We start from the raw sequence: 15022 nt of genomic DNA, 5'->3' as shown, positions 1-15022 counted from the left end.
CGGGGGCGGGCCAATGCTATTTTGGCTTTAGTGGTTACTTTTCGGCATAACAGCGATCTGCCAGCGCTGTTATTGTCGTCACCGGAATGCAGCTGTCGCTTTAAGGTATAGCAGGGGAGACTGGAATGGAGCTGAAGTGGTTAGAAGACTATATCGCGCTGGTGGAACATGGCAGCTTCTCCCGCGCCGCCGATGCCCGCCATGTCACCCAGCCTGCGTTTAGCCGCCGGATCAGGGCGTTGGAAGCCTGGCTGGAAGTCAGCCTGGTGGATCGCAGCCGCTCGGCCACCACCTTAACGGCGGCGGGAGAGGTGTTTGTCGATCAGGCCCGCCAGCTGATCGAGCAGATCTACGGCAACCGGGACCATCTGCAGGAGATCAGCTCTGACCAGCAGCAACTGCTGATCACCGCCCAGCATGCCCTGGCGGTGGCGTTTTTCCCGCGCTGGATGGCGTCACTCAGCGCGCTGGCGGACGATGCCCTGATCCGGGTCAGCGCCCGCGACCTGCATGATGCGGTGGAAGCCTTTATCTCCGGCTCCGGTGATTTCCTGCTCTGTTATGCCTCGCCCTCGATCTTTGACCAGCTGGAGCAGGATACGGTGGAGAGCCTGCAGGTGGGGGCCGATCAGCTGGTGCCGGTATGCGGTTGTGATAAATCGGGGCAGCCGCTGTTTGATTCGGCACAGGACAAGCCACTGCGAATGCTGCGTCATCCCTCGGAATCCTTCTTTGGCCGGTTGGTACAGCGGGAGTGCCTCAGTCAGTTACCACCCTCACTGGAGCTGCGTACCGTCTATGAAAATGCGTTGTCGGAAGGGCTGAAGGCGATGGTGTTGCAGGGGCAGGGTATCGCCTGGCTGCCCCGGAGCCTGATCAGTGCTGAGCTGGAATCCGGCCAGCTGGTGTTGCTGAACGGAGCACTGAGATCGATCGATCTGCAGGTACGCTTCTATCGCCTCAGGCGCACCCGCTCCGAAGTCGCTGAGCGTTTCTGGCGTTATCTGCAGGAGTTGTATGACCAGACCGCGCAGATCTATTAAGTCTCGGCTCGTGGGTTTCGTTCCTCTACCCACGCTACGAGCATGCTTTTGTAGCGTGGCGTAGAGCGCAGCGAAACCCACGAATAGGCTACAAAACGCCGCTATGCAAAAAAGTAACCGGGCGGCATGAAAAAGGCATTGGTCTATCGGTTGCTGCTGTTTTTATACTGCGAAAAAACAGAATCAGAAAGGTCCCGGAATATGCAGACCCAACTCGATATTCTTAACCGCGCAATTAACGAATGGATTCCGGATGAGCGCCCGGTCTCTCAGGCACCGCAGGCAAAGGAGCTGGCAGCAAAGCTGGACCTGGCGCTGGCGGATGAGGGCGGCTCCCAGGAAGAGCTGGAAGCGGCAATCAAGGCCTACCTGCACTACAACCCGGATGTGGCCCAGCCTGATTTTTTTAAGCTGCTCTATTCCGGCCAGAACAAAACGGCGGTGCTGGGCGACTGGATCACCAGCCTCAGCAACGCCACCATGCATACCTATCAGGTCGGGCCGGTGGCGACCCTGATGGAGATGGAGCTGATCCGCCAGTGGAACAAGCTGGTGGGCTTTGATGAGGGCGAAGGGGTGATGGTGGCTGGTGGCAGTCAGGCCAACTTAATCGCCATGATGCTGGCGCGTCACCATGCCTGCCCGGATATTAAAACCGAGGGCCTCAAGGGGCGGACGCTGGTGGCCTATACCTCCGATCAGGCGCATTACTCGGCGGAAAAGGCCGCCAATGTGCTGGGTATCGGCAGCAATAATCTGGTGGCAGTGGCCAGTGATGAAGATGGCCGCATGCTGCCCGAAGCACTGGATGCCGAGATCGAGAAGAGCCTGGCGGCGAGTCATATCCCGTTCTTTATCGGCCTGACGGCTGGTACTACCGTAGTAGGCGCTTACGATCCGGTCGAAGCCTGTGCGGAGGTGGCTAAGAAACATAATGTCTGGCTGCATATCGACGGTGCCTGGGGCGGTCCGATCCTGTTCTCTGAGCAGCACCGCCACAACGTTGCAGGCAGCCAGCTTGCAGACTCCTTTACCTGGGATGCCCATAAGCTGATGAATGTGCCGATCACCGCGGCAGTTATTCTGGTGAAGCATAAGGGTGCGCTGAAGGCGACCTGTTCCGGTGGCGGGGGTGAATACCTGTTCCACGAAGATGAGAATGCCGCCTACAACCTGGGTGAGCGATCGATCCAGTGTGGCCGCCGTGCCGATGCACTCAAGGTGTGGCTGAGCTGGAAGGAGATGGGCAATCAGGGTTTTGCCGCCAAGATCGATAAGCTGCAGCAGATCCGTAAGCAGTGTGTCGAGATGGTGGAAGGGCGCGATAACCTGCAGATGCTGGCCCCGGCGGTCTACCTCAACGTACTGTTCCGCTATGAGCCGCAGCATATTCAGGGCGAGGAAGCGATCCGCCAGCTGAATATCAGGATCTGCAAGACCATGATGGCTGAAGGTAATGCCTACGTCGATTACGCCCGCTTCAAGGGTCGTACCGGTATCCGCCTGATCCTTGCAAACGGTGAGGTCAGCCATGATGACCTGCAGCGCTTGCTGGATAACGTCCAGCGCATTGGTCGTGAGCTGGACCAGCCCGCGGACTGATTCAACAGGCTGAGTAAGCCTTAGATTCGTCTGAATGCAGGCGGGTGGTGAGCGCGCGAACCCCAGATGGGTGATATTGGGCTTTGTCGCTGCGCCAACTGACATTTATTCATGGTCTTCCGGCCATCTCCCCAAAAATCCCTGTCGCCACCGGTTACAGGGATTTCTCATTTTTGGCAGCTTTGCCAACCAGCGACCACACTTACCCTAATCTCAAGGCAAAGGGGCATCGCTATGTGGTTTCGGCGCAGTTGTGCAGCGCTGATCGGGATCTATCAGCGTTTTATCTCTCCCTATAAGGGCTTTCGCTGCGCCCATGCGGCGCTTCATGGCGGTACCAGTTGCTCGATAGAAGTGCAGCAGCTGATACTGCGCCATGGTCTGAGGGTGGCGTGGCCCCATATCCGCCAGCGCTTCGCCGCCTGTGACCGGGCGGCCCGCCACTGCCACGACTCCGATAAGGAGCACCCCAAAGGCTGTCGCCAGCGGGCCAGGGAGCGTTGCGCCCCGGAAATTTTCTGGCGTTAGCCCGCTCTGTCCAGGTTCTCACCGGTTTCGACGCCGAACAGGCGGTTTAATTTTTACTTAAGATAACCGCAATGGGGGCCTGTTAGGCTGCCTGCAAAATAATCTGCAGTGTACCTGAATCGATGGCCGCTCAACGCGAGTGGAGTCTGATGGCTGAATATCTGCGGAGGCTTTGGAGTTTACCGATCAATAACGTCGTAAACGGAGGTGACGTTGGATGATTGATCTCTATTGTGAGCGTCTGGATGCAGGGTTCTGGGCGGAACCGGTGAATGCGATCACCAATATGGCGTTTTTCTTCGCTGCTTTTATGGCCTGGCGTCTGGCGCGGGAGCGCGACAAACTCGATCTGCCGGTCAGGGTTCTGTTAGGCCTGATAGTGGCCATCGGTATCGGTAGCAGCCTGTTTCATACCTTCGCCAGCCAGTGGTCGCTGTGGGCGGATGAAGTGCCGATCATGCTGTTTCAGCTGGCGTTCCTCTGGCTCTACAGCCAGCGGGTGATTAAACACAGTATGGCTATTTCCGTCGCACTGCTGCTGGGATTCTTCGGTCTGACAGTACTGGCGGGGATGAACGCCGAGGCCCTGAATGGATCGGTGGTCTATCTGCCGGCGGCGGTGATGCTGTTCTGCCTGGCGCTCTACCATTCCATCACCCGGCATACCGAACGCAATGGCCTGATGATCGCCTTCGGTGTCTTTATGCTGTCTCTGTCCCTGCGCACCCTGGATAACCTGCTGTGCAGTGCCTGGCCGCTGGGAACGCACTTCGGCTGGCACCTGTTGAATGCACTGGTGCTCTATCTGGTGGTGCGCTCTATTCTGATGCGCCCGCTGACACCGTCGTCCCAGGCTCAGCATAACTCTGCACCCGCCTGATCCAGCCCGGCAGCCAGCGCGACTCATCCTTGGGGGCGTTGGCAACCCGTCTTCTCAGTACCTGTCCGGCGGCCCGGGCAAACTCCGCCGGAGGGTTGTCTGCCGTTGCTGACATCTCTAACAGCACCTGTTTCAGTCCCCAGCCCAGCCCCTGATAACGCTCGTTTTGGCTGGTGCCCAGTCCCTTGAAATTACTGTAGTCGAGCAGGGCGTAGAAGCCGGTGGCGCTTTGACGCAGTCGTTTTAGCTGCCCTTCCAGCGCGGCGCTTTCAGCAGCCGAGCTGTCTGCCAGCATCTGTTGAGAGCGTTGATTAAAGCGCTGCAGAATAAAGGCAGCCTGCTGAGGCAGGGTGTCGCTGAGTAACTGACGCAACGACCGTAAACGCGGCCCGTCAAAGTCGGCGTAGAAGCTTTGCCGGTCGGGCCAGGGACAGCCATCACTGTTGCTGAGCCAGTCGGGCAGGGGGATGCCCTGTAACTTCAGTGAATCCAGCAGGGCCGGAAACTGCTCTTCAAACCGGTCACTACGACCTTTGGGATACCAGAGGAAGTGGCCGATACCCAGCGAGGGGAAGGGTTCGTTTTTGCTCCAGTAGGTGAGATATTCGCGCTTGCCAGCCCCTTCGTTGTGCCAGATGCGCAGGGCGATCTGATTCAGCAGCGCGGCATCGGGCGCTGCGGCCGGAGGCGGTTGCCCGGCAGCGGCTATAGGGGGGCCGAGTAACAGCAAAAACAGCAGGGCAAAGTGCTTCATCATTGCGTCCGGAATGGGCCTGATGGCAAAGAAAGTACATTGAGTCATCCAGATTCGGCAATTGCTGAATCTATTGCAAGTTTAATTTACAGCACTGCCGTTCTGCACTGTCTAGACTCTGTATATACCCCGAAACAAGTTGTCACCTGTGGTTACCACTTGAATCCTGAGGGTCTGCTGGGAAGCGACCGTCACCATCCTTCTGCCTCAGCGCAGAAACCGGAGATCAGGCCGCTTCAGAATTCCACTGAGGAGCAGGCTTATGCGATTAAGTTACCCGCCAGGGAAGGGTTCCAGTTTAAAACGGGTTGGGCCGAATGGCCTGATCTTCATCTACCTGATTCTGGCCGGGTTGTTGATCTCCGGCTGCTCACTTCACCAGAAGCACTCATCCCTGCACCACAAGGTCTTTAGCCTGACCTCCGAATCACTGCAAAGCGGTGGTATCGCCTTTATGAGCCCCTCGACCGTCAACCGCAACGAAGAAGACCGTGAAACCGTGGCCTTTATCTTTGCCGATACGCTGGCGGCAGAACGTCCGGATATCCCCTATATCTCGCTGCCGGAAACCCTGGGCGCGATTAACCAGGCCGGACTGGCAACGGACTATAACCAGATGCTGAACAACTACCGGATGTCCGGGATCTTTGACCGTGAGACCCTGCTGAAGGTGGGTGAAGCCTCCGGCGCCCGCTACCTGGTTCAGCTTAAACTGGCTGAATTCCGGCAGGACTCACGTGGCCGTTTCGGCATACTGGGCATGCGCCTGTTCCAGACCAAGCACGCCAATATCCGCCTCTTTGTTCAGGTCTGGGACAGTCGCAACGGCACCATCGCCTGGGAAGGGGTGGAAGAGCTGAACCTGTCGGAAGACACCGGGCAGGAGAAGGATATCAGCTTCACCGATGTAGCCCAGGAGAGCGCCCGCAACCTGATCGGGCTGCTGCCAAAGAAGTTAGCGCTGGCGACATCGTCGGATGTTCCGACGGAGGAAACACTGGTGAAAAGCAACCCATAGCCGGGGCCTGTGCCTCGCTGCAATAAAACGGTTGTTAACGGTCATTCAGGCTTAAGTAGCGCACTTGCAGAATATGAACAGGGCACACCGATACCGGCCTGAATGGAAGCTCGGTATCCAGTTGCCAAGCTGGCGTATACAACGCCATAGCTGCTGCCGCGTGCGCTCCGCACCATCAGACACAGACTCAGTTCACCACTCATTGCAGACTCAAACTGGCAGAGAGTGACTTATTCGCTTTACTTAGCGTAGTTATTTGAATATAAATACGAATCGTTATTATTAAGTTTAAGTGGTGGTCGGATGAACTCATGGAAAGCACTGATGCGTACAGGTAATGAAGCATTCAAGTCCGGACGCCTGTCGGATGCCGAGCGACACTACCTGTCAGCGCTGCAACGGTTCGAGCACCTGGAGTTGCTGCCGGAACAGTCTGACGACCGGCTGATCTGCCTGATCGCCAACCACCATAATCTGGCCGAACTGTATCAGCGCTGCAGTGATCAGCAACGCGCCCTGCAGCACCTGATGGAACCCCATCGGCGGGTACTGGGACTGATGTCCGATGCCCGGGGTAATCACAGGCTGCTGCAAAACGCCTCAAGGGCGATGAGATATACCCTGCCACCCCTGATGAGCTTCGCCCGCTCACATCCGCTCTGCGATGACTGTATGTCGATGTTACAGCGCAGTCAGCAGTGGCTGGGAGCCGGTACCACCTACCACTAACTGCAAACCAAGGAATCCGAATATGCTGTATCAAGCCCTCTCTGCGCTGGACAAACGCATCAAGCTGCCCCGTGTTAAAGCCCATTGCGATATCCCCTGCAAGATCTACGATCCGATCAGCGCCCAGCTGGCAGTCCTGACCATGATTCGTATGGTCGATCTACTGGAAGAGCTGAGTGCCAAAGGTACCCTGACCGCCAATGAGCAGGCCCAGTTTTCCCGCCTGGTGGCGCAGAAGGAGGAACATGGCCTCAAAGTGAAGGAAGAGGTGCGGGTGATCTGGGGCGACTATTTCAAACAGCCGCAGTTTGAACAGTTTCCGGAGATTCACGACCTGGCCCACGGCATCATGCTGGCGGCATCGGCCGCGAAACAGCATATCAACCGCGACCGCGCGCTGGAGCTGCTGAACCAGGTTAACCGCTTTGCCGAGATCTTCTGGGCCACCAAAGGCGTTGCAACCTACACCGCCACCTGCCCGTATCCACCGGCCGAGCAGCTGGTCTACCCGAAACTGGCATGAGCAGCCTTCACCTGAGCCGGGTAGAGGGCCAGAGCATGGCCCCCCGGCTACCGGCCGACAGCTTTGTGCTGGTGATGCCCTGGCCGCGCTGGCTGAATCTGCGGCCGGGGATGCTGGTGAAGGTCTATCACCTGCGCTTTGGCTATCTGGTCAAGCGGCTCGACCATATCGACTCGCTGGGCTACCTCTGGCTGCGTGGGGAGAACGATCAGAGCCTGACAATGGAACAGATGGGACCGGTCGAGCGCGATCACCTCTGTGGCGTGGTCTGCTGGACCATTAAGCCCGACTGAGGCCGACCTAAGCCGCAGCCAGAGCCGCGGGTGCCTGTGGTAAACTCGCCACATCCTCCGTTCTCAGTAAGGAAGCGACTATGCACCTCAGCGCCGTCAGAATACCCAGCGACGATCTTCAGGCCTCTTTAACCTTCTACCGCGATGCCCTCGGCATGAGCCTGAAGTTCGGCAGCCCGGATCAGGGCTGGCTCGGCTTCGACGCCGGCAACTGCGACCTGCTGATCGAGCCCGCCGTAGCCGGTGAGTTCGAGGCCGGGCGCTTCCTCGGCATCTCCTTCCAGATCGACGACCTGCGCAGCCGCTGCCGTGAACTTAGTGTTATGGGCGTGCGCTTTGTCGGTGCCCCCGAACGCCAGCCCTGGGGCGGCGTACTGGCCCACTTCGAAGACAACAGCGGTAATGTACTGACACTGGTGCAGCAGGCTTAAAGCGCACTTCTGCAAGTGGCCCAGATGCTCTGGCACGACGATCAGGCTGACCTTCCGTTTCCGCATTTGCCGTTTTTCCGCTTGGTGGGGGGATGGCTACCTATAGGGTGCACTAATCCGGCAGTCTCATTAATTGATACAGGGACGTTTACGTTATGAAGAATGATTTAGTACAGCAAGCGGTAGCAGCGGAGCAAAGGCTTAAGGCCGCCATGGTTGATTCAGATATTGCTGTACTGGATGAACTGCTTGCGAATGATCTGGTGTTTATCAATCACCTTGGTCACAGAGCAAGTAAACAAGACGATATCGCCTTGCATCAATCCGGTTTACTGTCGATCGACTCAATCGAATTCACTGAATTGCAGGTCAGGCCTGAGGGGAATTTCGCGTTCGTTTACGTGAATGCAGAAATCAAAGGGCTCTACAATGGCGCAGAGGCCAACGGCAGCTTTGCGTTTTCCCGGGTCTGGTCTAAATCGGGCAGCCAGTTACAGCTTGTGTCGGCACAGTCGACAATCATTACCTGACAGGTTGCTATCCGCCAGGCTCAGTCCGCAATATAGCGCGCACTACTGAATCACCAGGTTGTTGGCCGCTCAAGGGGCGGTCTAGGATATCCGGATAAAAAAACGTCGAATGAAGGCATTATGATTGTAATTAAACGGCCACAAGAACTGGCGCGTTTGCGTCGCGTTGCACTGGCAGCACAGGGCTTGTTGCAGGCGCAGCCGTTTGGACGTGGTCTGGCGGGGGCACGTAAGGCGATTAACCATATAGGTTATGTACAGATCGACACCATATCGGTGGTGGAGCGGGCACACCACCATGTTTTCTATTCCAGGGTGCCTGATTTCAAGCCAGCCATGATCAATCAGCTGCTGCTCGACGGCGACATTTTTGAATACTGGTCACATGCCGCCGCCTTTTTACCTGTTGCCGATTTTCGTTTTTCCCTCCCCTACAAACAGGCGATTAAGAGTGGCCAGACCCATTGGTATAAAAATCCTGACAGAAAGCTTATGGGGGAATTGCTGGCGCGTGTGAGTTCAGAAGGTCCGATACGGTCGCGGGATCTCGAAACGAACACGACAAAGCGGGCCGGCTGGTGGGACTGGAAGCCTGCGAAAAAGGCGCTGGAACAACTGTATATGGAAGGTGAGCTGATGGTCAGCAACCGGGATGGTTTCCAGAAAACATACGATCTTACCGAGCGGGTACTGCCACCTGCGGTTAATTCGAAAATGCCCTCCATTGAAGAGTTTGCCGAGCATATAGTCGATCAGCAGTTGCGCTGCCATGGCTTTGCTTCACTTAAGGGGCTGACCTACCTGCGCCGGAATACTGAACTCCGCAAAGCGGTGAAAACCCTGGTCAATGAACGATTGGCAGCGGGGACTTTAGAGCAGCTGCAAGTGGGGACTGGTGAAGTATTTCTGCTGGAAGCCGGGGGATTCGAACGTCCCCTTCGGCGGCTGAAAAACCGTCTGTTGATTCTTTCACCGTTCGATAACAGCGTTATTCAGCGCGAGCGCCTCAAAGCACTGTTTCAGTATGATTATCAGCTGGAATGCTATCTTCCGGCAGCCAAACGTCAGTATGGCTATTTTTCCCTGCCGCTACTGTACCGCGATGAGTTTATAGGGCGGATGGATTGTAAGGCCTATCGGAAAATCCGCCACCTGGAGATAAAACGCCTGCACTTTGAACCGCACAGCTTCGATGATGAATTGGTTATCGAGGCATTTGTGGATGCCATTACCCACTTCTGCCACTTTCAGGCATGTGACGCAGTGTCTTTGACTGAAGCCCACCCCAAACAGCTGGCACAGCGCCTGCGCAGCGCGCTAAAACCGCTGGCGTGATGCCCGTATAGAGGCGATCTGGCAGGGCGCAGCCTGGCTGAGTTTCGGAAGCAAACAGTCAAGCGTGCTATAAAGCGGATAAAACTATGCATGGCTGATCGCAGCCGCAACAGAGAGATCGTGCGACTCACCCCCTGATCGTAAGTCGCCGGCAACGCTTCATGCAGCCCTGTCAAATCAGGCCGCGGCGCTCGCTACAGCTGCCATCACCATTAAAAATAGCTCGCCACCGGCTCGCCAAGCACATCCATATCCGGGGTAATGCCCAGCCCCGGGCTTGCAGGTGCGCGCACCTTGCCATCGATAATCGGGAAGTCGCCGCTGGCGGTTTGCAGGCTGACCATATCGCGGCACTCCAGTACCGAACGCAGCAGGTTAGGGCGCGCGCTCTGGCCGAGGTGGACGATCGCGGCGAAGGCGATATCAGAGCCGGTGGTTTCCTGCACGCTCATGGTCAGGCCGGCAGCGGTACAGATATCGCGCTGGCGGCGACCCTGCGTCAGGCCGCCGTTTTTTGATATTTTCAGGCCTATTCCGTCCGCCGCATCATCGGCGATCAGCTGGATAATACTGCGATCGTCCAGTGCCAGTTCATCGGCGATGATCGGCACGTCGGTGCGTTGACGCAGGCTTATGCACTCGCGCCAGGTGGCGCAGGGCGCTTCCAGTACGAAGTCCAGCCCCGCCGGTAGCAGGCGCAGCATCCTCAGGGCGTGTTCGACACTCATACCGCCGTTGGCATCGACGATGTAGTACTCACCCGGCTGGCGGTCCGCCAGCGCGGCAGCAATCCTTGCGGCATCCAGCGAAGGGCCGCCTTCGCTTTCAGATGCACCGACCTTTACCGAGTGACTTTTATAGCCCTGTCCACGGTGGGCGGCGACGCGACCGCGCATATCCTCCGGCTCGCCGGCGTAGATTGATGAGATAACAGGCATCGCCTCGCCGGTGCTACCGCCCAGCAACTCACAGACAGGCAGGTTGACGCTCTTGCCGAACAGATCCCAGCAGGCGATATCCAGCGCAGTCTTGGCATGCAGGTGACCGACCAGGGCCTGATCCATTGCATCGTAGATCCGGTCGACCTGACGTGGATCGCGGCCGATCAGGTTGGGCGCGATCTCGGCAATCCCCGCCCGTACGCCCAGGGCGTGAGCCGCGATATAGGTCGCGCCGAACGGGGTAGATTCCCCCCAGCCCTCCAAACCGTTATCGCAGGTAATCCGGACAAAGGTCGCATCGAAGCTGCTGAACAGGCGGCCGCCGGAGAGCTTATAGGTACCGCCGGAGTAGGGCAGGTCGACCTGAAAGACATCTATCTGTTTGATCTTCATGGTTCACTTTCACTGGTTGGCGATCTTATTGTTATTGGCCGCAGCGGGCGAGGCGCTGTAGCTGATCCTGATGCTTTGTCACCTTAAGAAAGGCCAGTGCTGCAGACAAACAAATAATTTTTAAGGATTACTTCAGTAAGGCTGAATAACGCTGTGATCTATCCATAAGTGTTGTAGTTCAGCCGTCAATGCTCAGCTGCGTCGAAGGGGGAAATGGGGCACTCCGTAGTGTGGTGTAGAGCGAAGCGAAACCCACGGCAGTTCCCAGGTCAATCACTGTGGGAGCTCGCTTCGCGAGCGAACGAATTCCGTGCCAGTACTAGTCGCGCACGGAGTGCACTCCTACAAGGTTCTGACCGCTTAGGCTCTTATCTAACTATGTACCAATGCCGATTTTGGTGGTTGTTCATTTCCTCTACTCGCATAAAGAAAATAAATAAAAAGAAAGTGTGTCCTACGACTTATGGGCTACGCCTGTTCCCTGCGCTTGCCGTCCACTACGAGGTGTGGTGAACACGCCTCGCTGCGCGCGTCAAACATCCGGCCCGCTGACCCGCATCAGCCGTTAATGCCCGGCTGCGTCGAAGGGCTGATTTACAGGAATAGCGGTACTCCGTAGTGTGAAATGGAGTGACCGAGCAGTTTACAAACAGGTATTGGATCAACCAATGGTGGAGAAAAGAGTTCAAGGGATTTCGTCGCAGATAGAGTTATGCGAGGATAGACACCACTTTGACGCTTTTCACAGAAGGACTCTGGAGCAATGCTTAAGGATGTGAGCAGAATCAAACACTTACCCACCGTTATTGAATCTCCGTTTTGTAGATATATGTCAAATTGACGTATTTAAACACGTCAATCTGACATATATCTAGCTGTTAACTAGCACGGTCAATATCGAGGTTACTGTGAAGCAAGCCGATCAAATAATAGAGCTATTGCAAGATACTTCATTTCCTCAGGTTGTATTACTTGATGGGGCATGGGGAAGCGGTAAAACTCACTTTATAAAGCACCACTTAAAAGCAAGGATTGAAGAACAATTCCGTCAAGAAATTTATTTTTTTTCTCTTTATGGTATTTCTAGTATTGATGACTTTAGAGATAAAATCATCTCATTATCATTAACTGACAAAGAAGAAGCCTCTATATTTGCAAAATATTTTTCTAAAGCTATTGATGGTGCAGCAATAAACTTCGGGGAGAGAGGAGTTGGAGCTGTGTTAAGCGGAGCTGCGGGGGCATATAAATATAAATTGTATGGTGAACTTAATGATTGTGTATTGATCCTAGATGACTTGGAACGAATTGCTGATGAAAAGCTAATAAAAAATATTTTAGGTGAGAGTTTAAGCTTAGCAGAGTCAAAAAATATAAAAGTAGTTGTCGTTGCCAATGAAGATAAACTTAACTGTAAAAATGATATTGAAAAGGTATTTGCAGATAAATATAAATTTAGTTTTACACATGAAGAAGTCGCCTCAATCCTTAAAGAAGAATATACAACTCTTAGTGACCAATTAGCTAACGAACTTCTTCTAAATATTACATCTATAAACTCGAAAAACATTAGAGTCCTAAAAAGAGCTCTATCAAAATTTACTCGTATTCAACAAGAAGTATCTCAAATAGAAAATGTTGTTCTTGATCAAGCACTATCAAGAATTTTAGGGGATATAGTAAGAATATGCTGTGCAAAGTTCGAGCGCTCTTTTTCTAAAGAAAAAATCATTGACGCTATTGATTCAAGACTTATTCGTCAAATGAAGAAAGATAAAGAAATAGAAGACAATGAAGAAACTAGTGATTATGAAAAGTTGGATGCAATATTTGCTGGTAGCTTCTATGGCTCTAATGAAAAGTTAATAAGTTACTGCTGTGATGGCCTTTATGAATTCACAAATTTAAAGGTAGAACTAAATTTACCAATAAAGCAGACTCTCCTTGATGCCATGAAGTCCCCTTGGGTACAAAATCAATTACCGGAAAGTGAGTTTCAAGAAGGAGTGTTATTACTAGAAAAATTCATATCATCAGAAACTGATGTAGATATTTATGAATGGTTCAGTATTTGTGACACATATATCTATATGCTTACTAACAAAGTTATCGACTCAAAACAGTACACGAAAACTAGTTTATTAGAATTATGTGGAAGCGTCGATGTAAATAGGTTTAAGATAACAACTGCAGAAGATGAGTTTGAATACAGGTATCGAATTAACTTTTATGATGACGAAGTCAGTAAAAAATTCTACTTGAAAAAATCTGAGCTAGATGCTCTAAAGGCAGATAATAAAAATTCTGAATTCTCTAAAAAATTTCAATTATCGTGGGCTCATATAAAGGATGATGTTTGCCAGAATTTGATGCATACACCTATTTTTCACAATCTGAGTCCAGAGACAGTAGAAGCAGCCCTTCGTACTTGGTCTAATGAAGATGTTTTTCAGTTCGCTAGATTCATCAAGCAGAGGTATAGCTTCAATAACATTGAAGATTTTTTTAAATCAGAATTAGAAGCTTTAGAAGTATTATATTTAATGGTTGATGATTTACAAAAAGAGCTAGGTGTAGGACTAAAAGTTGCTAGTTTAGTCGATCTTCATGATAGCTTACTTGAAGCACACTCTAGAATGGAAAAACATATATCTGAAAAAGGGCAAAGTGCTAGTTAACAAAGTGCTTAAAGGGCGGACACAAAAAGCTTTGGCTGGGTAGTGTTCAAAATTCTGTGTCACCTCTATAGTTTAACCCCTACAGGGAGTGACACACCATGTCTGACAAATACGAAATCGATATCCAGGCCTTCGCCAAGGCCCTTCAGTCTGGCCAAGATCTCAATGGGAAAGACGGCCTGCTAACCCCACTGATTAAACAGATCACCGAGGCTGCTTTAGGGGCAGAGTTGGATGAACATCTGGTTCAGGATAAGAGGGGAAAAAAGGACACCCACAAAATTTACAGCTGGGATTGGCTGATCTACAGTGAATCCCGGTAGCCACGGAATGGCTGCAATAGATGAATCTCATGGAGGAGTTCAAATGACCCGCGCCCGTTGTGAGCAGGTAAGCCTGCCAGCTACCCCTTATTACCACTGTATTGCCCGTTGTGTTCGCCGTGCTTTTTTATGCGGTGAAGATCAGTTTTCGGGCCAGTCGTTTGAGCATCGTCGGCAATGGATTCTGGATCGGATTGCGGAGCTGGATGCGGTGTTTGCTATCGATATCTGTGCCTACGCCATTATGTCCAACCACTATCATCTGGTGCTAAGGGTCGATCAGTCGCAGGCTGAATGCTGGACGAATGCAGAGGTGATCCGGCGCTGGAAGCTGTTGTTTACCGGCCCGGTGCTGATACAGCGGTTTCTGGACGGTGGCTGCTGTTCGCCAGCGGAGCTGGATAAGGTCGCGGAGATCATCGCGGAATGGCGCAGTCGGTTGAGTGATATCAGCTGGTTTATGCGCTGTCTTAATGAACATATTGCCCGTTTGGCGAATCAGGAAGACAACTGTACCGGCCGGTTCTGGGAGGGACGCTTTAAAAGCCAGGCCTTGCTGGATGAGCAGGGACTGCTGACCTGTATGGCTTATGTCGATCTGAATCCGATTCGGGCTGTTATCGCAGATTGCCCGGAGCGATCGGACTTTACCTCGATACAGCAACGAATACGAGAGTACCGGCAGCAACCAGCTGAGGCGGTAATCCTCCCATTTTTAGCTGATGCCAAAAGTAGAGGTTAAGCTGCCTTCAGTGGTGGTTTACCGCCGTTGGCTTTGTGTGGTCGTTCATGATTGTAAAACCATAACCATCGCGTTGCATAATCCTGGACATCGTCCAGCCTCTCGAACAGATGCTTACTGACCCAGCTATATCGTGCGGTGCGGTTAAATCGCTCGATATAAGCGTTCTGTTGAGGCTGACCCGGCTGGATATACTCAATTCTAATCGCGCGCTTACGTGCCCATCCAATGAATTCATGGCTGATGAACTCTGGGCCGTTGTCACATCGAATGATTGTG

At 53.3% G+C, this 15022-nt stretch carries 16 protein-coding genes and 1 pseudogene; 14 read left to right on the top strand and 3 right to left on the bottom strand.

Annotated elements, in window-relative coordinates; translation table 11 throughout:
- Positions 1-125 precede the first annotated feature (125 nt).
- The 4 genes from Q354_RS0114045 to Q354_RS0114030 all read left to right on the top strand — a co-directional run bounded on the left by Q354_RS0114045 (position 126) and on the right by Q354_RS0114030 (position 4053).
- A complete protein-coding gene (locus tag Q354_RS0114045) occupies positions 126-1043 on the top strand; it encodes a LysR substrate-binding domain-containing protein (RefSeq protein WP_027858160.1) in 918 nt (305 codons plus the stop codon).
- Positions 1044-1244: 201 nt separating this feature from the next.
- On the top strand, positions 1245-2645 hold the full coding sequence (locus Q354_RS25845; protein ID WP_036229929.1) for a pyridoxal phosphate-dependent decarboxylase family protein: 1401 nt from the start codon (positions 1245-1247) through the stop codon (positions 2643-2645).
- Between the two features lie 234 nt (positions 2646-2879).
- Entirely contained in the window at positions 2880-3173 is a 294-nt protein-coding gene (gene yidD, locus Q354_RS25840; protein ID WP_051560149.1) for a membrane protein insertion efficiency factor YidD, read from the top strand.
- Between the two features lie 217 nt (positions 3174-3390).
- A complete protein-coding gene (locus tag Q354_RS0114030; RefSeq protein WP_027858159.1) occupies positions 3391-4053 on the top strand; it encodes a ceramidase domain-containing protein in 663 nt (220 codons plus the stop codon).
- On the opposite strand, the gene Q354_RS25835 is transcribed toward Q354_RS0114030, so the two are convergent.
- Positions 3992-4855, bottom strand: a complete 864-nt coding sequence (locus Q354_RS25835; protein WP_156948352.1) for a hypothetical protein — start codon at positions 4853-4855, stop codon at positions 3992-3994. The genes Q354_RS0114030 and Q354_RS25835 overlap by 62 nt on opposite strands.
- Before the next feature lie 214 nt (positions 4856-5069).
- Here Q354_RS25835 and Q354_RS0114020 point away from each other — a divergent pair, with 214 nt between their 5' ends.
- From Q354_RS0114020 to Q354_RS0113990, 7 genes are all read left to right on the top strand, one after another.
- Positions 5070-5825 (top strand): hypothetical protein, encoded by a 756-nt coding sequence (locus Q354_RS0114020; protein WP_027858158.1) that lies wholly within the window; start codon positions 5070-5072, stop codon positions 5823-5825.
- 303 nt (positions 5826-6128) lie between these two features.
- Positions 6129-6554 carry a hypothetical protein gene (locus Q354_RS0114015; protein WP_027858157.1) on the top strand — a complete coding sequence of 142 codons (426 nt, stop codon included), beginning with the start codon at positions 6129-6131 and terminating at the stop codon, positions 6552-6554.
- Between the two features lie 22 nt (positions 6555-6576).
- Positions 6577-7077: a superoxide dismutase, Ni gene (sodN, locus tag Q354_RS0114010; RefSeq protein WP_027858156.1), complete on the top strand. Its 501-nt coding sequence runs from the start codon at positions 6577-6579 to the stop codon at positions 7075-7077.
- Entirely contained in the window at positions 7074-7370 is a 297-nt protein-coding gene (gene sodX / locus Q354_RS0114005) for a nickel-type superoxide dismutase maturation protease (protein ID WP_027858155.1), read from the top strand. Before sodN ends, sodX begins: the two co-directional genes overlap by 4 nt.
- 80 nt (positions 7371-7450) lie before the next feature.
- The gene (locus Q354_RS0114000; RefSeq protein WP_027858154.1) at positions 7451-7801 is read left to right on the top strand and encodes a VOC family protein; all 351 of its coding nucleotides are present in this window, start codon (positions 7451-7453) and stop codon (positions 7799-7801) included.
- Positions 7802-7956: 155 nt separating this feature from the next.
- Entirely contained in the window at positions 7957-8331 is a 375-nt protein-coding gene (locus Q354_RS0113995; protein ID WP_027858153.1) for a nuclear transport factor 2 family protein, read from the top strand.
- Between the two features lie 120 nt (positions 8332-8451).
- Positions 8452-9666, top strand: a complete 1215-nt coding sequence (locus Q354_RS0113990; RefSeq protein WP_027858152.1) for a winged helix-turn-helix domain-containing protein — start codon at positions 8452-8454, stop codon at positions 9664-9666.
- Positions 9667-9878: 212 nt separating this feature from the next.
- Here the strand turns inward: Q354_RS0113990 and Q354_RS0113985 are convergent, their stop codons facing one another.
- Entirely contained in the window at positions 9879-11000 is a 1122-nt protein-coding gene (locus Q354_RS0113985) for a mandelate racemase/muconate lactonizing enzyme family protein (protein WP_027858151.1), read from the bottom strand.
- A gap of 908 nt (positions 11001-11908) precedes the next feature.
- Here Q354_RS0113985 and Q354_RS0113980 point away from each other — a divergent pair.
- From Q354_RS0113980 to Q354_RS25825, 3 genes and pseudogenes are all read left to right on the top strand, one after another.
- A complete protein-coding gene (locus Q354_RS0113980; RefSeq protein ID WP_027858150.1) occupies positions 11909-13678 on the top strand; it encodes a P-loop NTPase fold protein in 1770 nt (589 codons plus the stop codon).
- A 98-nt stretch (positions 13679-13776) separates the two neighbouring features.
- Positions 13777-14001: a hypothetical protein gene (locus Q354_RS25830; protein ID WP_036229915.1), complete on the top strand. Its 225-nt coding sequence runs from the start codon at positions 13777-13779 to the stop codon at positions 13999-14001.
- A gap of 43 nt (positions 14002-14044) precedes the next feature.
- Positions 14045-14663 (top strand): annotated as a pseudogene (locus Q354_RS25825) (transposase); the annotation flags it as partial.
- 76 nt (positions 14664-14739) lie between these two features.
- On the opposite strand, the gene Q354_RS0113965 reads toward Q354_RS25825, so the two are convergent.
- Positions 14740-15022: integrase core domain-containing protein (locus tag Q354_RS0113965; protein WP_027858149.1), on the bottom strand; the 283-nt coding region annotated here is incomplete at its 5' end.

Origin of the sequence: Marinobacterium jannaschii DSM 6295 (genome assembly GCF_000620085.1) — a bacterium.
In the GTDB taxonomy this organism is placed as follows: Bacteria; Pseudomonadota; Gammaproteobacteria; order Pseudomonadales; family Balneatricaceae; genus Pontibacterium; species Pontibacterium jannaschii.
The sequence above is the reverse complement of the archived record's forward strand: the minus strand, read 5'-3'. Positions and strand labels throughout refer to the sequence as shown.